The 17,883-nt window shown below is 37.2% G+C and carries 18 protein-coding genes and 1 pseudogene; 14 read left to right on the top strand and 5 right to left on the bottom strand.

Features of this window, described 5'->3' with window-relative positions; genetic code table 11:
- The first annotated feature begins 20 nt into the window (after positions 1–20).
- The 11 genes and pseudogenes from dnaG (at position 21) to ACVWXS_RS19295 (ending at position 10,132) form a co-directional block, all read left to right on the top strand.
- The gene (dnaG, locus tag ACVWXS_RS19345; protein ID WP_374965912.1) at positions 21–1,841 is read left to right on the top strand and encodes a DNA primase; all 1,821 of its coding nucleotides are present in this window, start codon (positions 21–23) and stop codon (positions 1,839–1,841) included.
- A 32-nt stretch (positions 1,842–1,873) separates the two neighbouring features.
- Positions 1,874–3,001, top strand: coding sequence for an RNA polymerase sigma factor RpoD (gene rpoD, locus ACVWXS_RS19340; protein ID WP_068983600.1), 1,128 nt, complete (start codon positions 1,874–1,876; stop codon positions 2,999–3,001).
- Between the two features lie 421 nt (positions 3,002–3,422).
- Positions 3,423–3,986, top strand: a complete 564-nt coding sequence (locus ACVWXS_RS19335) for a hypothetical protein (RefSeq protein WP_456959728.1) — start codon at positions 3,423–3,425, stop codon at positions 3,984–3,986.
- 479 nt (positions 3,987–4,465) lie between these two features.
- Positions 4,466–4,816, top strand: coding sequence for a c-type cytochrome (locus ACVWXS_RS19330; protein WP_374965914.1), 351 nt, complete (start codon positions 4,466–4,468; stop codon positions 4,814–4,816).
- Positions 4,817–5,116: 300 nt separating this feature from the next.
- Positions 5,117–5,809 (top strand): tRNA (adenine(22)-N(1))-methyltransferase, encoded by a 693-nt coding sequence (locus ACVWXS_RS19325; protein ID WP_368635944.1) that lies wholly within the window; start codon positions 5,117–5,119, stop codon positions 5,807–5,809.
- A gap of 1 nt (position 5,810) precedes the next feature.
- A complete protein-coding gene (locus ACVWXS_RS19320; RefSeq protein WP_456959727.1) occupies positions 5,811–6,932 on the top strand; it encodes a Nif3-like dinuclear metal center hexameric protein in 1,122 nt (373 codons plus the stop codon).
- 15 nt (positions 6,933–6,947) lie between these two features.
- The gene (locus ACVWXS_RS19315) at positions 6,948–7,172 is read left to right on the top strand and encodes a hypothetical protein (RefSeq protein WP_456959725.1); all 225 of its coding nucleotides are present in this window, start codon (positions 6,948–6,950) and stop codon (positions 7,170–7,172) included.
- A 118-nt stretch (positions 7,173–7,290) separates the two neighbouring features.
- Positions 7,291–7,539, top strand: coding sequence for a DUF2164 domain-containing protein (locus ACVWXS_RS19310; protein WP_368635947.1), 249 nt, complete (start codon positions 7,291–7,293; stop codon positions 7,537–7,539).
- Positions 7,540–7,859: 320 nt separating this feature from the next.
- Positions 7,860–8,393, top strand: coding sequence for an NADPH-dependent FMN reductase (locus ACVWXS_RS19305; RefSeq protein ID WP_456959724.1), 534 nt, complete (start codon positions 7,860–7,862; stop codon positions 8,391–8,393).
- Between the two features lie 237 nt (positions 8,394–8,630).
- Positions 8,631–9,197 carry a signal peptidase I gene (gene lepB, locus ACVWXS_RS19300; RefSeq protein ID WP_456959723.1) on the top strand — a complete coding sequence of 189 codons (567 nt, stop codon included), beginning with the start codon at positions 8,631–8,633 and terminating at the stop codon, positions 9,195–9,197.
- Between the two features lie 39 nt (positions 9,198–9,236).
- A pseudogene (locus ACVWXS_RS19295) lies at positions 9,237–10,132 on the top strand (PhzF family phenazine biosynthesis isomerase).
- A gap of 65 nt (positions 10,133–10,197) precedes the next feature.
- Here ACVWXS_RS19295 and ACVWXS_RS19290 read toward each other — a convergent pair.
- A complete protein-coding gene (locus tag ACVWXS_RS19290; RefSeq protein WP_049663817.1) occupies positions 10,198–10,377 on the bottom strand; it encodes a hypothetical protein in 180 nt (59 codons plus the stop codon).
- Positions 10,378–10,687: 310 nt separating this feature from the next.
- On the opposite strand from ACVWXS_RS19290, the gene ACVWXS_RS19285 reads away from it, so the two are divergent.
- Entirely contained in the window at positions 10,688–10,978 is a 291-nt protein-coding gene (locus ACVWXS_RS19285) for a hypothetical protein (RefSeq protein WP_456959722.1), read from the top strand.
- Between the two features lie 11 nt (positions 10,979–10,989).
- Here the strand turns inward: ACVWXS_RS19285 and ACVWXS_RS19280 are convergent, their stop codons facing one another.
- The 3 genes from ACVWXS_RS19280 to ACVWXS_RS19270 all read right to left on the bottom strand — a co-directional run bounded on the left by ACVWXS_RS19280 (position 10,990) and on the right by ACVWXS_RS19270 (position 14,325).
- Complete coding sequence (locus tag ACVWXS_RS19280) at positions 10,990–11,526, bottom strand: tubby C-terminal domain-like protein (protein ID WP_456959721.1); 537 nt, start codon at positions 11,524–11,526, stop codon at positions 10,990–10,992.
- Between the two features lie 122 nt (positions 11,527–11,648).
- Positions 11,649–12,911 (bottom strand): dicarboxylate/amino acid:cation symporter, encoded by a 1,263-nt coding sequence (locus tag ACVWXS_RS19275; RefSeq protein WP_368635954.1) that lies wholly within the window; start codon positions 12,909–12,911, stop codon positions 11,649–11,651.
- Positions 12,912–13,275: 364 nt separating this feature from the next.
- Complete coding sequence (locus tag ACVWXS_RS19270; protein WP_456959718.1) at positions 13,276–14,325, bottom strand: TRAP transporter substrate-binding protein; 1,050 nt, start codon at positions 14,323–14,325, stop codon at positions 13,276–13,278.
- A 112-nt stretch (positions 14,326–14,437) separates the two neighbouring features.
- Between ACVWXS_RS19270 and ACVWXS_RS19265 the strand changes: the two genes are divergently transcribed.
- Positions 14,438–16,021 (top strand): ATP-binding protein, encoded by a 1,584-nt coding sequence (locus tag ACVWXS_RS19265; protein WP_423471314.1) that lies wholly within the window; start codon positions 14,438–14,440, stop codon positions 16,019–16,021.
- A 128-nt stretch (positions 16,022–16,149) separates the two neighbouring features.
- Positions 16,150–16,851, top strand: a complete 702-nt coding sequence (locus ACVWXS_RS19260; RefSeq protein ID WP_083226915.1) for a response regulator — start codon at positions 16,150–16,152, stop codon at positions 16,849–16,851.
- Between the two features lie 45 nt (positions 16,852–16,896).
- Here ACVWXS_RS19260 and ACVWXS_RS19255 read toward each other — a convergent pair whose 3' ends face one another.
- The gene (locus ACVWXS_RS19255; protein ID WP_402990180.1) at positions 16,897–17,865 is read right to left on the bottom strand and encodes a 4-hydroxy-3-methylbut-2-enyl diphosphate reductase; all 969 of its coding nucleotides are present in this window, start codon (positions 17,863–17,865) and stop codon (positions 16,897–16,899) included.
- Positions 17,866–17,883 lie beyond the last annotated feature (18 nt).

Here is a 17,883-nt window from a genome sequence, read left to right as displayed (position 1 = left end):
AATTTAAAGATGGTGATGATTTGGCAGGGAAAATTCCAGAAGAAGTGATTGAACAGATTCGTACACAATCGGATATTGTTGATGTCATAAGCGAATATATGCAGCTTACAAAGCGTGGACGTAATTGGTTTGGTCTCTGTCCATTTCATGGAGAGCAAACGCCATCTTTTTCTGTGTCAACAGACAAACAAATTTTTCATTGCTTTGGTTGTGGTGCAGGTGGTAACGCTATTACTTTTGTCATGGATATAGAAGGTGTTTCTTTTCCTGACGCAGTTGTGAAACTTGGTGAACGTGTTGGCATAGAATTAGATGTTGGGCCTAGTTTACCTGAAGTAACGAAAAAGGTATCTAAAGCAGAAGAAAGGATGAAAGAAGCACACGCTTTTGCAGCAGATTTTTTTCATCATTTACTGTTAAATACGGAAGATGGTGAAGAACCTTTAAATTATTTGCTAGAAAGAGGATTTACAAGGGAACTTATAGAATCTAATAGCATTGGATGGTCTCTTCCAAGCTTTGATGCATTAACAATATTGCTTGAAAGAAAAGGTTATAACTTACAAGAAATCGCAGAAAGTGGTTTAATCATCAAGCGCGAAGGGGAAGAACGCTATTTTGACCGTTTTAGAGGGCGTATTATGTTTCCTATTCGTGATGAGAACGGTAAGATTATTGCATTCTCAGGACGAATCCTTTCTTCAACTGGTGAAGAGGCAAAATATTTAAATAGTCCAGAATCACCAATATTTCAAAAGAGTGAAGTGCTATATAACCTAGATAAAGCACGAACCTCAATTAGAAAAAATCGTCAAGTAGTATTGATGGAAGGTTTTATGGATGTTTTAGCAGCAACTTCTGTTGGTGTAACGAATGCCGTAGCAACAATGGGTACTTCGCTTACGAATCAGCATATCACGAAGCTAAAGCGCTTAGTAGAGCAGATTACGATTTGCTACGACGGTGATAATGCTGGTTTTGATGCGGCAAAAAGAGCGGCACAATTACTTCAAACAGAACGTATGAAAGTCAATATTGCGGTGTTACCAGATAAGCTAGATCCTGATGAATACATTCGTAGTTTAGGTGGACAAGCATTTAAAGAACAAATTTTGGAAAACCCTCATGCGTATATTGCTTTTATGATGATGCATGCTAGACGAAATAAGAACTTTCAGTTTGAAAATGATACGCTTCAATATATTCAAGAGGTTCTTGAACAACTGGTAGGTAGATCGTCACCGGTTGAACGAGATTTGTATATAAGACAGCTATCGAATGAAACCAATATCTCGGAAGAAGCGATTTATGCTCAATTCCGAAAGCTAGAGGCAAATCAGGTGCGTTCTGCAAAAGTAGAAATGCCTGTTCAGACGCCTTCGATGCCAGTCACTCAACAACATAAGCCTATGGACGCAGCTGAACGTGCCGAACGTTTATTACTGGCTCATATGCTTCATAATATAGATGTAGTGGACAGGGTATTACGTAGTGAGCAAAAAGAGCCGTTTGTACGAGATGCCTATATGGCAGTTTTTGTTCGCTTAGTAGGATTTTATGAGGAATATGGTCATCCTGATTATCAGCGTTTTGTTGAGGTATTAGATGACTCGGAATTACGAAAGATTGTTATGGAAGCGGCTTTAGCAGAGCGGGATCCCGACCAAGCAGAGGCGGAGGTCACAGACTCAACACGACAGCTGCAAAAATATAGAATTGAGCAAGAAATTCAACAAAAGATGCATGAGTCAAAGGAAGCGGAGAAGATGCATGAGTATGCGCGTGCACTTGAAATCGCCCAACAGATTATTCATTTAAGAAAATCGTTATCGGCGATTTAACCCGATTCGGTTGTTTAGAAGGAGGAAGGTTTATGGCGGACAAGTCAGAACGTTCAAAAGAGGTAGAAGTTGAAATTACATTAGATGAAGCAAAAAAAATACTACAAGAAAAAGCAAAAACAGAAGGTGAAATTTCGATGAAAGAAATTTCAGAGAAATTAGCGCCTTATGAATTGGAGAATGAAGAGATTTTCCACTTTGCTGAGGATCTTGAAAAGAATAAAGACATTCAAATCATCGGAAAAGAAGAATTTGAAGAAGAGAGCTTAATGAAAGAAGAAGCAAGCGAAGAGACGTTCGATTTAAATGATCTGAGTGTACCACCAGGTGTAAAAATAAATGACCCTGTACGCATGTATTTAAAAGAAATTGGTCGAGTTGATTTACTTTCTGCCAACCAAGAAATCGCATTAGCGGAACGTATTGAGCAAGGTGACGAGGAAGCTCGTAAACGTCTAGCAGAAGCAAATTTACGTCTTGTTGTATCGATTGCGAAGCGATATGTTGGTCGTGGGATGCTATTCCTTGATTTAATTCAAGAGGGGAATATGGGGCTTATCAAGGCTGTTGAGAAATTTGACTACCGTAAAGGCTTTAAATTTTCCACTTATGCAACATGGTGGATTCGCCAAGCAATTACACGTGCAATTGCGGACCAAGCACGTACAATCCGTATTCCGGTGCATATGGTTGAAACCATTAATAAATTAATTCGTGTACAGCGCCAATTATTACAGGACTTAGGCCGCGAGCCATCTCCAGAAGAAATTGGTGAAGAAATGGATTTAACACCAGAAAAAGTACGTGAAATTTTAAAAATTGCACAAGAACCAGTATCTCTTGAAACACCAATTGGAGAAGAAGATGATTCACATTTAGGAGACTTTATCGAGGATTCTGAAGCTCAATCTCCATCTGACCATGCAGCATATGAATTGTTAAAAGAACAATTAGAAGACGTGTTAGATACATTAACTGACCGTGAAGAAAATGTCCTTCGCCTACGTTTTGGTTTAGATGATGGTCGCACACGTACATTAGAAGAAGTAGGGAAAGTATTTGGTGTAACACGTGAACGTATCCGCCAAATTGAAGCGAAGGCGCTTAGAAAGCTACGCCACCCTTCTCGCAGCAAACGTTTAAAAGACTTCTTAGAATAGAATAAATCAAGTTGGGCTATCTGGATTAGTAATGACTAATCAGGTAGCCCTTTTTAGGCTTTTCTAATATCCGCGAGTCCGGGGGAAATATCCGAGGAGGAGGAGCAAATATCCGCGATTGTGGAGAGAATATCCGCGGAAGAAGAGCAAATATCCGCGATAGTAGGGAGAATACCCGCGCCCGGGAAGGGAACACCCGCGAAAGATGGGCAAATACCCGCGCCCCGAGAGAATACCCCGGAAGAGAAATGACTAATTACTTACATCAACTTTAATAAATATAGTTTCGAAAATACTTCTATAGAGTAATTAGAATGAGACAATTTTGCTATTTTTGCTACTTTATACAGATGTGTTTTTGAAGATTTTGAGATAAAATTGTAATAACAACCATTATCAAGCAATGTTTGGAGTAACTACTATGACAAATCCTCGAAAAAAAATAATCTTAAATGAGATATTGTTTTGGAAGCAGAATAAGCTATTACCAGAGCACTACTGTGATTTTTTAGCGACTCTTTACGCAGAAGGAGCTGATCTTGAAGAGTTGAACCCAGTGCATCATAAGCAAGCTATATTACCTTCTGAAAAGAGAAAATTGGTATTTTTAATTGTAGGTATATGTACCGCTATGATTGCTCTTCTGTTTATGTATTTTACAATAACCTCTTTAATGTTAATTTTAACGGTAATCATTGGAATAGCCGCACTAACATTATTTATTACAGCATTTCGAGTGGCACGGAGAAATGATTTATTAGCGCCTATTTTTCATTTATTAGCTGCGGTTTTATTGTTCAGTATGACTATTCGAATTTACACTACATATTTTAATGGAGATAATATTGCATTGTTTTGCTTGATTGCAACAAATTGTGGGGTTTGGCTTTGGTCAGGTATAAAAATGAAGTTATTTTATTTCACGGTCTCAGGTGTTCTAGGATTACTAGCACTGATTGGCTACTATATCATAAACTTATCTTAAGAACTCATTTTGTCTATCAGGAATCTGTTTGCTTTCAAATAGCTTACAGATTCTTTTTTGTATCAACAATATTTGTTTTTCGGCAAAAGTAGTATGTTTTTTTGGGGGAAACTATTCACAGAATTGGCTTTTGAAAATACAGATTTAAGATATTAGGATAACTTTTTTAGCTAATTAATTGTTTGCAAATAGGGTTATAAGAAATTTTTGATTTTCATGGTATACGAAAGCGTAAAGAATGGAAAGATAACTGCGTGTGAAAAGCTAGTTTCAAATTGCTAAAAGGTAATAGATAGTCCAAATATTGGAGAAAACAAGACATATTTTATCCAATAGATACAGAAATGTCGAAATTGTTACAAACAAAGGAAAACTTAGCGAATAGGGCTTTTCGTTTCATGGTTAATGAAGTACAATATTAGGTGTTGACTGATTCTATATTATAATAGAAGTAGATTTACAATGAGGAGGGAAAACATATGAAAAACAATCCAGTCGTTCCTTACATCTTAATTCTGGCATTTGGTATTGGTCTTATTTTCTTCATGTCTTTAACAGGTGCAGAGAACAAAAAAGAAATTGCTGCTGAAAAAGAAGGCGGTGGCGAAAAGACAGAAGCTACTGATGACGGTTCAGCTTTAGTACAATCTTGTATTGGCTGTCACGCTGCTGACTTAACTGGTGCTGTGGGTCCAAACCTACATGAAGTAGATGAGGCTCGTATCGTAGACGTTTTAACGAACGGTATCGAAGGTACACCAATGACACCTGGAATGAAAAACGAAGCGGAAGCAAAAGCAATCGCTGAATACATTTCAACTCTAAAATAATTTAACTTCTTTCATCGGATGTCTAAACATCCGATGAAAGAAGTAAAAGCCTCCGGCGGATGTCATGGAATCGGTTTTGTGCAAGCACAAAACCGATTCCAGACGCAATTATGCTGAGGCATAATTGATAAAAGTAGCTGTACTGAAAGCGTTTAATCGTTATTGGTACAGCTATAATTTATTTATCTTCATTATTTAATGGAAAATGGAGTTGCTCAAAATTTGAGGCAACTCCATTTGTTTTTTTTCACGACATCATACATACTAATAATGGACTCTATATAAGGTAGGCGGTAAAAAATGAACGCACAAAAATTATCAAAGCGATTAGAAACAGTAGCAAAATTTGTTCCCTCAGGTGCAGTTGTAGCTGATATTGGCAGTGACCATGCATATTTACCATGCTACTTAATTCATAAAGGCATTGCTTCTTATGCGATAGCAGGGGAAGTTGTGAAAGGACCTTTTGAATCAGCAGTTGGACAAGTGAAAAAAGAAGGTTTAACAGAAAAAATTACGGTACGACTTGCAAGTGGTTTAGCGGCAGTAGAAGCAGATGATCACGTAGATACGGTTACGATTGCGGGGATGGGTGGACCTCTTATTGTATCAATTTTAGAAAAGCATCCAGAAAAACTGCAAGGGGTAACACGACTTGTTTTACAACCGAATATTCATGCTAAAGTGATTCGTGAGTGGGCTTTAGCACATAATTGGGCTATTCTCGACGAAGAGATATTAGAGGAAGATGAAAAAATTTACGAAATTCTTGTATTACAAAGAGGTCCAATGGCGTTAACGGAATCAGAAATTTTATTTGGACCAAAATTAATGCAGCGAAAATCACCAGCATTTATTGAAAAATGGTTACGTGAAAAAGAAAATTGGCAACGTGTGTTAAAGTCCATTGAAGTTGCAGATCAAACACCTGAAATTGAAGAAAAACGTGCTGAGTTAGGAGCACTACTCGATTTAGTGGAAGGGGTTTTGTGAGATGAAGACAGTAAACGGTCAGGAAATTATCCAATTATTCGAATCATGGTCACCTAAAAAGCTTGCCTGTATGGAAAATGATCCAATTGGGCTTGCTATTGGCACATTAAACAAGCCTGTAAGTAAAGTATTAGTCACATTAGATGTTAATGAAGCGGTAGCAGAAGAGGCAATACAGCAAGGCTGCGAGCTAATAATCGCACATCATCCACCAATCTTCAGACGTTTAGCGAATATTCGTACTGATAATCCAACTGGACGTTTATATGAAAAGCTTATAAAAAATGATATTGCCGTTTATGCAGCACATACAAATTTAGATGTGGCTGAAGGTGGTGTCAACGATTTACTGGCAGATGCTCTACAGCTTGAAAATCGTTCTATTTTAGAAGAAACATATGCGGAAAATATGTTGAAGTTGGCTGTTTTTATACCAACTGCAAATGCCAATGATCTACGTGAGGCATTAGCAAAGGCAGGAGCAGGTCATATCGGCGATTACGAAGCGTGTAGCTATACTACATTGGGGGAAGGACGTTTCCGTGCACTAGCAGGTGCAAATCCACATGTAGGTTCTATTGGTGAATTACATGTTGAAGAAGAAGTGAAGGTAGAAGTGGTATTCCCGGAGTCTATTCGAAACCGTATATTAAAGGCAATGTTACTTGCACATCCATATGAAGAACCTGCCTATGATATCATTCGTCTAGATCAGCAAACAAATGTAATGGGCTTAGGACGTGTTGGTTTCTTACCACAAGAAATGACTCTTCATGAATTTACTCAATTTGTAAAGCAGCAGCTAGATGTACCTGCTGTCCGAGTAGTTGGCGATTTACAGTCGAAGGTGAAAAAAATTGCGCTTGTCGGTGGCGACGGCAATAAATATATCTATTCTGCAAAGCGTGCAGGAGCAGATGTATTTTTAACAGGAGATATGTATTTCCACACTGCACAGGACGCACAAGCAATTGGTTTACAAATCGTGGATCCGGGTCATCATGTTGAAAAAGTGATGATTGCAGGTGTAGCTGAAAAGATGGCAAAAATGTGTGAGGATAAAAAATATACGGTTGAATTTGTACAATCTACTATTCATACAGAACCGTTTTTATTCGTGTAAGAGAGGGGAATAGATGTGGCGAGTGAAAGACCTGCTGGCAATAATGCCGGTAAGTTATGGCTTATAATTGGTTTAATGATTGCTGTGTTTGGGCTAGGTATGACATTTATGACAAATAAGATAAATGCCAATAAAATTGACGCCATGACAGCGCAGTGTGAAGAAGATGGCGGAGAAGCCATTGTCTCAAAGGAAAAGAAGTTTTTATCAACAAGCTATTCATTTAAATGTAACCAGTAATAATAACAAGACTGAATTATAGTATTTAAATATAATTCAGTCTTTTTGTGTATGCATAGATTAATTTCAGAGTGTTATGATAGGTGAGTATACTTTGGAATGAAAGGGGAGTTTTGGTTTGTTTATTCGTTTTACAAAAGAACAACAGGAAACGATCATAGCTGATATTCAACGATTTTTTTATAATAATCGAGATGAGGATATTACAGAATTTGAAGCAGAGCGAGTATTGGACTTTATCAAGGAAAATATAGCTCCACATATTTATAATGTAGCTATTTCGGATGCAAAGTATGTTGTAGAAAGACAATATGCATCGATTGAAGATGAGCTTGCAGCATTAGAAAGACCAATTAAGATAAAATAATTTAACTTCTTTCGCAGAAGTCTTCCACCTCAATAGGTGGTGCGATGAATGCGAATTTAGTTAAAGCCTCTGGCCGATTCCGGACACAATTATACCGAGGCATAATTGATTCGGAATCAAACAATTGGCAATTTTCGTAAATATATGATATTTTTATTTTGAATTGAATATAATTTGATTCAAAGTAAAAAGTGGTTAAATTAACCACCTGTGCATTGAATAAAGGGATGGATTCCTGTACAACATGGCTAGGAGAACCGTTTTTAAATTCAAATGAATGATTCGGTCACAATTTGAGGGATGAATGAAGGAGGAGTAGTATGTTGAAAATTGGGATTATTTTAGGTAGTACACGTGAAGGTCGTGTAAGTCCACAAGTTGGAGAATGGGTACAGGGAGTAGCTGAAAAACGCGGTGATGCAGTATATGAAATAATTGATATCGCTGATTTTAAATTACCATTTCTAGGGGAGCCAGGAGGAGATACTTCAGGAGTAGCTGCTTGGTCAGAAAAAGTCGCTGCCTGTGATGGTTTTGTATTTATCACTGCAGAATATAATCATTCCATTACGGGTGCATTAAAAAATGCGTTAGATTATTTACGAAACGAATGGAATAATAAAGCAGCAGGTATTGTTTCTTACGGTTCTGTTGGTGGGGCAAGAGCAGCTGAACATTTACGTGGTATTCTTGGTGAATTATTAGTAGCAGATGTTCGCGTACATCCTGCTTTATCCTTATTTACAGACTTCGAAAACGGCACGATTAAACCAAAGGATGTACAAATAGATTCAGTAAATCAAATGTTAGATCAACTTATTCCTTGGTCAACAGCATTAAAAACAATTCGATAATATCCTTAAGCAGTATGTACAGTAACAAGTACATATTGCTTTTTTTATGCGGAAACACATAAAAATCGAACATTACCCTCTTTCACTTTTAAAAGGAAAAAGTTTAGAATCCTTAGGTTTTTTTACGTGCCCTGCCTCCGCTTTCAAAGCTTAGAAATTTATGAAACTTTTTAGCAGGAAATTCGTATCCATTAATGTAAGTAAATTGGATATTATAGAAGAATTGGAGTGTAAAGTGTGACACAAAAACAAACTAAGAATGAATTTTGGGCATGGTTTAAAGCGATTGGACTAGCAATCATTTTTACAATGGGCGTACGTTATTTTATTTTATCTCCTGTAGCTGTAAAAGGTGCTTCAATGGAGCCAACTTTTGAAAATGGAGATAAAGTAATTGTTAATAAAGTGGGACCACGAATTTCAAATTATGACCGCTTCGATATTATTGTTTTTGAGGCAAAAGATGATGAGAATTTTATCAAAAGAATCATTGGTTTACCAGGTGATCATATAGCCTATAAAGATGATGTTTTATATATAAACGGAAAAGTTTATGATGAGCCCTATTTAAGTGAATATAAAGAAGCATTACATGATAAAGGTGATTTTACTTATGATTTCACCCTTGAGGAACAATTAGGTGAAATGACTGTACCAGAGGGGCATTTTTTCGTTCTTGGAGATAATCGTCGTAGAAGCATAGATAGCCGAAAGCCGGAAGTAGGGTTTGTTTCGCAGGATCAAATTTTAGGAACGGCAGACTTTGTATTGTGGCCATTTGAAAGACTTGGTAGTACACGCTAGTTGAAGTAGACTTTAAGTACAAAGGGGAAGGAAAAGCATATGAAAATTGTTACTGTTCATCATTATGATGCGTTTAGCACGATACCAAATAAGGGGAACCCAGCAGGTGTCGTAGTAGAGGGAGATCAATATAGTGAAATAGAAATGCAGGATATTGCAGAGCAAGTTGGCTTCAATGAAACAGCCTTTGCGCAAAAATCGGATAAAGCAGATTTACGTATACGTTATTTCACGCCAGGGCACATGAGGTGAATTTATGTGGACATGCTACGATGGCGACGCTATATGCACTAAAAACAAAAGGATTACTAGAAGATAAGTCACAACTAACTATTGAGACGAAAGCAGGAATTCTTCCAATTGAGATAAAAGAACAACAAGCAGGACAAATTTACATTACCATGCAACATGCAACGCCTCAGTTTGAAGCCTTTAACGGTTCAAAATCTAAACTTGCTCAATCAATTGGACTATTAGAGGAAGCGATACATCCTGAATTACCGATAGTTTATGGAAGCACAGGAATTTGGACATTGCTAATCCCTATTAAAAATTTATCATACTTTGAAAAAATGACGCCGCAATCTGCAGATTTTCCAGCCATCCTAGAAGAAATGCCAAAAGCATCCTTACATCCTTTTTGTTTAGAGGCAATTGATAAGAATGCTGATATGCACGCAAGGCATTTTTCATCTCCATACTCTGGAACAATTGAAGATATTGCTACAGGTACTGCCTCAGGTGTTATGGGAGCTTATTTTGCAGAGTATATTGATCGACAAGCACAATTGCCAAAAACGCTAATCGTTGAACAAGGTCAGGAACTTGGGAAAGAGGGTCGTGTGCATGTTCATGTAAAAAATGATGAGGGGAAATTAAATATTTCAATTACAGGAACTGCTGTGCATGTGAAGGAACTAAAGGTGCAAATATAAAAAGAAGCCGCTTATAGTATTTTTTAACTAGGAAGCGGCCTCTTTTTAAAATGCCATTCATTCCATTAATGTTTAATTTCTTCAATAACTTTTTCTTTTAAATCTGCATCCATAGATGAAAGCTTAACGTTATTTGTAAGACGTTCTTTTAATTCTCGATCTGTCATAATACCACGTTCTTCTAAAATTTGAACAAGTAAATCTAACGTCATTAAATTTTTAATATCTGCTGCTTTTGTATCCATTTTAAACGCCTCCAAAGTATAGTATTTCTACCTCTTTAGTGTACTCCTTTTTTATAAGAACGGCGTATAATGGTCAAAACAAAGCAAATATATTTCGTGTCCCGGAATATATTGAATGATTCTAGCAGTAGTGTAGTGGAAGACAAGTAATAGCTAGAAATTAGCGACAAATACTGGTAAATGCAATAAAGTAATTAATAATTTCTATATCAAAAAACTCCTAACAATAGGAGTTTATTTTTTAATTATCTATTTAAACCGGTGTGTATTTATGTTAATAATTAGGAGCTTACTCTCCGTTGATAGAACTTTGATTTCCGCCGCTAAAGCGGTCCGCATCGTCGCTAAAACTGCTTTTTTCGCCGCTAAAACTGATTTTTCCGCCGCTAAAGCCGACCACTTCGCCGCTAAAACTGCTTATTCCGCCGCTAAAGCCGACCACTTCGCCGCTAAAACTGCTTATTCCGCCGCTAAAGCCGACCACTTCGCCGCTAAAACTGCATTTTCCGCCGCTAAAGCCGACCACTTCGCCGCCAAAACTGCTTTATCCGCCGCTAAAGCCGACCACTTCGCCGGAACGGAAATCAACCCCACTCTATGATGATGAGCCTACTAATTACTCATTGAAAATAATGCCTGATACAAAGTTGCTAGCAAAGCAACAAAAAGCGTATCATCGGAGTTAAAGAGCTTAAAAGATACACCAGTACGCACGAGTTCAGTTTCGATATTACTTGCACTTGCTATTTTTTCATCATTGCAATATAAATAGGCAGTAGATGTAAAATCTTGTTCAAAGCGAAACGCGAGTCCATCCATTGTAAAAGAGTAGGAGGATTCAAGTAATTGAACCGTCTTTCGTTGTATTGGTAAAATGGATCCATCTGGCATAATAAGCTGATGGCTGACACCCTTTGTTAATAGTGTAGATTGCACCTGAAAAAGTGGTGCACCTAAAGTAGAACGTGTTTCATAGCGATGTGGTAATGATTGCTGTGCAGCAACTAGCATAACAGCGTTCAATACTTTTCCAACAGATGAACGCTCAACTTTTTGCAGCAAACAAACTGTCTCATTTTGTTCATTCACAATAGGAATATTTGAAAAGCTTTCGAATGCTTTTGGGTAGGTAAGAGTAAATGTAGTCATATATAAACCTCCAATTTACTTACTATACGGGTAAGTGGTACATGAGGTTTCATATTGAAAAGGGAAAATAAAAGGCTGACCGATCATGTGAAGATTTCACTTTCGGACAGCCTTTCATTTTATTATTTGATGATCGCTTCTCCTGCAAGAGCACGTTTTTCCTGCTCTGGATCGAATTCTTTTTCCATTTTTGAAACGACAACTGTTGCGACACCATTACCAATTAAGTTTGTAACGGCGCGAGCCTCTGACATAAATCGGTCGACACCAATTAAAAGTGCGATTCCCTCTACTGGAATCATAGGGAATGCCGCTAGTGTTGCCGCGAGCGTAATAAAGCCTGAGCCTGTAACACCTGCAGCTCCTTTGGATGTCAGCATTAGAACAGCAAGTAATGTAATTTGATGCCAAATATCTAAATCAACCCCATAAGCTTGTGCGATAAAAATAGCTGCCATGGATAAGTAAATAGACGTACCATCTAAGTTAAAGGAGTATCCTGTAGGGACTACAAGACCAACCACCTGTTTAGAGCAACCATAGTTTTCTAATTTGCGCATCATCGAAGGGAGTGCAGATTCTGATGATGAAGTCCCAATCACAATAAAAATTTCATCTTTAATATATTTAATGAACTTAAAGATATTGAACCCAAAGTAACGTGCAATTAGGCCAAGGATGACTGCGATAAAAATAAACATCGTAACATAAACGGATAGCATTAAAAATCCTAAGTTTCCGAGTGATTTAAGACCGAAATTTCCGATAGTGTAGCTCATAGCACCAAATGCACCAATCGGGGAAACCTTCATGACGATATTAACAATTTTAAAGAATATTTCCGCTACTTGTTCGAAAAATGTAATAACTGGTTTAGCTGGTTCACCAATAGCAGCAGCAGCTATTCCAAATAACACAGCTGAGAATAAAACGGGTAATAACTCTCCGTTTGCAAGTGCTCCTACAACATTTTCAGGAATGATATTCATGATAAATGCGCCAAAACCATGCTCTGTTTCAGCAGCAGCCTGTGTATATTGAGAAACATCTGCACCGTTTGCAGCCTCTGTATTAAAGCCTTTACCTGGCTGTACAATATTGACAACGATTAAGCCAATCGCTAGTGCGAAAGTAGAGACGATTTCAAAATAAAGTAATGCCTTCCCGCCAATTTTACCAACTTTTTTTACATCGCCCATACTACCAATGCCAATAACAACCGTTAAGAAGATGATAGGAGCTATTAACATTTTAATTAATTTAATAAAAATATCAGCTAATATTTTTAACTTCGCCCCGAACTCAGGGAACAAAGCACCGACAATGATACCTAGTACAATAGCAATCAGTACTTGTACAGTTAAGTTTTTAAAATTTATACGCATAAAGTTCTCCCCTTACACTATTAATGAAAATTTTGTGAACGCTTTCATGTCGTTATCATAGCTGAAATTTTCCGAAAATAGTTTTTATGACCGTAATGTTTCTATTGTTCATTTTGGTCATTTTTAGTGGAAGGATGAATAAACGTAGTGATAGCAAGGGTTTGAACTGTTTTATAGTAGTTTTGTAATTTTGAAATCTATTATAATACAAAAAGAAAATCCCCACTTAATGTGAGGATTTATCATAAATGAACAAAAATACGGCTCATCACCAAAAATTGTGGATGACATTTTTTAAGACCCCTGGAAAGCGCCCAGTCGGAACGGAAATCAACCACACGTTATGGTGTTGCCCCCAAAATACTTACTGGGAAACAATTTCTTCAATTTCCGATAAAACATCATTATTTTGTACATTGTTTCTATAAAAATCATAGACAGGTGCTAGCTTTTCTTTAAAGCGTTGGCGTTCCTGATCACTCATCGTATAAATTTCAAAGTTATCTTGTTGCGCTAGTTTTTGCAAATCTTTTTCATTCATTTGTACAGCTTGCTCAAACTGCCAGTCTGTTGTTTCTTTCATAGCGGCCATAATTTGCTTTTGAATTTTTGGAGGTAAGGAATTCCAAAAATTCTCGTTAATTAAAACAGCGTATCCTAAAATCCCATGCTTTGTTAATGTCATATGCTTCTGTACTTTATAAAAACCTTTAGAATAAATATTTGATGCAGTGTTTTCCTGCGCATCAATGGCGTGCGATTCTAAATCAGTAAAAACCTCGCTAAAGGAAATCGGGATGGGTGTAGCTCCAACAGCCTCGAATTGCTTTTCAAGTGTTTTACTTGGCATTGTCCGGACACGCAAGTTTTTTAAATCCTCGAATGTATGAATAGGGTGATCGACAGAGGTTAAATGTTTAAAGCCATTATGCCAAAAGCCCAGACCCTTTATTTTAAAAGGCTCAAGCTCACTTAACAATTGTTCACCAATCGATCCAGTAAGAACCTCATGAACTTCATCATCCGTATTAAAAAGGTAGGGTAGATCAAGAACCTGCCAATTTGGTAGATAGGATGTCATCTTTGAAAAAGTAGGGATAATCATTTCTACTTCTCCATTTTGCAAAGCCTGAAACTCATTTTCATCATTAAACAAGGAGGAGTTCGGGTAGACGTGTACCTTCACTTCGCCATTTGTTTTTTCCTCCACAAGCTCAGCGAATTTGCTTGCGGCCTGTCCTTTTGGCGTATTTTCAGCTACAACGTGACTTAAATGAATTGTAATTTGTGTGTCCAAGCCTTTTTGCTCATCATCATAGGGAAGAGGCTTTGCAAATAGTAAACCTTGTTGAACGCCTATTGCGATTGTTAACAGTAAAACGGTTACGATTGTTCCAATAATAAATTTTTTCATCTATTACACCCAATTAATTCGTATTTTCTGATGTTTTTGTTATTCTAACATATGGAGTACGCTAAAATATAGTAAGAGGGAGGCGAACATCTTGAAATTTCAAAAATTATCGATGAAGAGAAAAATCATGTCATTGACTTTTTTTATTCTCATGCTCTCCTTTAGTATAGGTGGTACATTTTTGCTAGGGTTTGTCATGAATGAGCAGAAGGATAAGCTCGAAAATCAGGCTTTGCTTGTGGCAAAAACCGTATCACAGCTTCCTGAACTTAAAACCTACATTTCAAATAATAATGATTTTAACGAGGCTACTCAACACATTAATCCTGTAGTGGAAGAAATACGTGATATAAATGGTGCACAGTATATTGTTGTACTTGATATGCAAAGGCGCAAGTACTCACATCCAAATACAAAAGAGATTGGTCAAGTCTCGCAGTCAGCAGATCTAAACGCGGCGTTTGCTGAGCATTATTATACATCCGTTGCACATGGCGAACATGGAGATATGGTACGAGCATTCGTTCCGGTCATGAGTAATGAAGGAAAGCAAATAGGTGTAGTAGTAGTAGGTTATAGTGTTTTAACTGTTGCGGAGTTATTACAATCTATCCAAACAGAACTCATTATTACAATTTTAGTATCACTTCTCTTTAGTGCATGGGGTGCTCATACTTTGGGGCTGCATATGAAAAAGCAAATGTTTGGGCTAGAGCCCCATGAAATTGCTAAAATGTATGTAGAACGAACAGAAACCTTTAACGCGATGCATGAAGGGATTATTGCAATTGATAATAAATTGACAATCACTATATTTAATGAAAAAGCATGTGAAATATTAGATGTTCACAAACAACCGTCAACATTAATAGGGAAGAAAATCTTTGACGTGTTACCTGATACACGATTACCTGAGATTTTGGAGCTAGATCAACCTATTTTCAATCGTGAGCTCTATATTAATGGACACAGTATTATGAGTAATCGTATTCCTATACAAGTAAACGGAAAAACGGTTGGAGCTGTGGCAATGTTTAAGGATCGTACAGAAGTGAAAAAGCTTGCAGAGGAATTAACGGGTGTTAAGGCATTTGTACAGGCATTACGTGTTCAAACACATGAACATAAAAATAAATTGCATACTATTGCTGGTCTTTTACAGCTTGGACATCATGAACAAGCACTTTCTTATTTAACACAAGTAAAGGAAGAACATGATGAAATTACAAATTTTTTAAATGAACGGATTAAAAATGAGAATATTTCAGGGCTATTACTTAGTAAAATTTCCTATGCAAAAGAACAGGGAATTCGCTTGGAGATTGATCGGGAAAGTCGTTTGACAATTTTTCCAAAAAATTTAGATCATCATGATTTCGTCATTTTATTTGGTAACTTAATAGAAAATGCTTTTGATGCATTGAGGGATGTACAAATGGACGAAAAAATGATCCATGTCTCTGTTGATGAGGATGAGGATGTACTGGCAATCTTAGTAACAGATAATGGTATAGGTATGTCAGATGAAGTAAAGGCACATATTTTTGATAATGGCTATTCAACAAAAGAGAAAAAGGGTCGAGGTATTGGACTTTATTTAATAAATGAAATTGTGCAAAAAGGGCAAGGTGAAGTAGAGGTCATAAGTGAACCAAATAAGGGAACAAGCTTTTTAATAACTTTTTACCATACTTAATAGTCGTAGTTGATTTTGAAGTAGAAGCGAGAAATTCTATAGGAACAGTGTGACACGCTCCTTTAGTTTGCTTCCTTAGGTGAAATTTACACATATAGAGATAGAACAGAGTGTATGGAGGACTGACAGTGACACAGATGAGGGTTTTATTAATAGAGGATGATCCGATGGTACGAGAAGTTAATCGTCAATTTATTGAAAAGATAGCTGGATTCGAAGTAATTGGACAAGCTTCAAATGGAGTTGAGGGGATTGCGCAAATCCATAAACTTAAACCAGAACTAGTATTTATGGATATTTTCATGCCAGAGCAGGATGGAGTAACAAGCTTACGAAAAATTCGCGAACTCAAATTACCAGTAGATGTCATTACGGTAACTGCTGCTAATGATATGGAAACGGTAAAACAGGTCCTGCATCTTGGCGTCTTTGATTATATTATGAAGCCTTTTTCATTTGAACGAGTGCAAGGAACACTTGAAAATTATTTGCGCTTTAAAAAGCAAATGCAAACAGAGCGTGAGCTAACGCAAGGGGAGCTTGATCAGTTATTCCATTATCATGGTGGGCATAATGAGGTTCAGCAATCGAATGTCTTACGGTCAGAAAAAAGTTTACCTAAGGGCTTTAATCGTGCCACACTTGAGAAAGTTGTGCATTATTTGCAATCTGTAGAAGGAGCATCGGCGGAAGAAGTTGCGAGTGGTGTTGGCATTGCGCGCGTAACAGCAAGGCGATACTTAGATTATTTAGAGAAACAAGAGGAAATTACGATGGATGTGCATTATGGTGGTATCGGCCGTCCAGTCAATTATTATTTTAGTAAATAACGAAAAATCCTGATTGTCAAATAGGCAATCAGGATTTTTTTTATGTTAGTAAGGCATAATTTTTTCGACAGGCTTCGGTGTTTTAATTTTAGGTAAAATTTTGTCTAATGTAACGGTACGTTTAATAATATGTGTTGATTCATCATTTTCATCAAATTGCTCGAGGAATGAAATAACCTCTTTTACAATAGGCGTTGGTGTTGAAGCACCTGCAGTGACAGCAACGGAATTAATTCCTTTTAACCATTCAATTTTCAGCTCGGAAACGTCTGCGATTCGATAGGATGGTGTTCCTGCTATCTCAACAGACACTTGCGTTAAACGATTCGAGTTATTGGATTTAGGGTCACCTACAACAATAAGTAATTCGGCTTCCCCAGCTTGCTGAGCAACTGCCTCTTGACGTACCTGAGTTGCCAAACAAATCTCTTTATGCACTTCAATATGTGGGAATTTCTCTTCTAAACTATCCATTAAATGAGCGACATCCCATTGACTCATCGTCGTTTGATTCGTTACTAGTAATTTATCATTTGTTAAATTTAATGCATCAATATCAGTAGATGATTGCACTAAATGCACGTGATCTGGTGCAACCCCAATTGCTCCCTCTGGCTCGGGATGGCCTTTTTTACCGATATAAATAATATCATAGCCATCTGCTGATTTTTCACGAATTAAATCGTGTGTAACTGTAACGTCAGGACATGTAGCATCAATGGATACTAAGCCTTTGCGCTTCGCAATTTCACGAATTTCAGGTGAAACACCATGCGCTGTGAAAATAACAGTGCCAGTTTCAACCTGTTGAATAATTTCTAAACGATTATCACCATCTAATGTGATGATGCCATCCTCTTCAAAGGCATCTGTGACATGTTTATTATGCACAATCATACCTAAAATGTAGATAGGTCTTGGTAATGATTTATCGAGTGCGGCGTTTCGAGCGATGACCATCGCATCAACAACACCGTAGCAATAGCCACGTGGATTAATTTTTAATACTTGCATGGTTGTGACTCCTTTCAA

Source organism: Lysinibacillus sp. TE18511 (assembly GCF_054062295.1).
This window is presented reverse-complemented; position numbering and strand designations above follow the sequence as displayed.

Bases quoted from the DNA above. Each gene is read 5' to 3' on its own strand.
- rpoD (WP_068983600.1), top strand. From the start codon at position 1,874: ATGGCGGACAAGTCAGAACGTTCAAAAGAGGTAGAAGTTGAAATTACA.
- ACVWXS_RS19335 (WP_456959728.1), top strand. From the start codon at position 3,423: ATGACAAATCCTCGAAAAAAAATAATCTTAAATGAGATATTGTTTTGG.
- ACVWXS_RS19330 (WP_374965914.1), top strand. From the start codon at position 4,466: ATGAAAAACAATCCAGTCGTTCCTTACATCTTAATTCTGGCATTTGGT.
- ACVWXS_RS19325 (WP_368635944.1), top strand. From the start codon at position 5,117: ATGAACGCACAAAAATTATCAAAGCGATTAGAAACAGTAGCAAAATTT.
- ACVWXS_RS19320 (WP_456959727.1), top strand. From the start codon at position 5,811: ATGAAGACAGTAAACGGTCAGGAAATTATCCAATTATTCGAATCATGG.
- ACVWXS_RS19305 (WP_456959724.1), top strand. From the start codon at position 7,860: ATGTTGAAAATTGGGATTATTTTAGGTAGTACACGTGAAGGTCGTGTA.
- ACVWXS_RS19290 (WP_049663817.1), bottom strand. From the start codon at position 10,377: ATGGATACAAAAGCAGCAGATATTAAAAATTTAATGACGTTAGATTTA.
- ACVWXS_RS19280 (WP_456959721.1), bottom strand. From the start codon at position 11,526: ATGACTACATTTACTCTTACCTACCCAAAAGCATTCGAAAGCTTTTCA.
- ACVWXS_RS19275 (WP_368635954.1), bottom strand. From the start codon at position 12,911: ATGCGTATAAATTTTAAAAACTTAACTGTACAAGTACTGATTGCTATT.
- ACVWXS_RS19270 (WP_456959718.1), bottom strand. From the start codon at position 14,325: ATGAAAAAATTTATTATTGGAACAATCGTAACCGTTTTACTGTTAACA.
- ACVWXS_RS19265 (WP_423471314.1), top strand. From the start codon at position 14,438: ATGAAGAGAAAAATCATGTCATTGACTTTTTTTATTCTCATGCTCTCC.
- ACVWXS_RS19255 (WP_402990180.1), bottom strand. From the start codon at position 17,865: ATGCAAGTATTAAAAATTAATCCACGTGGCTATTGCTACGGTGTTGTT.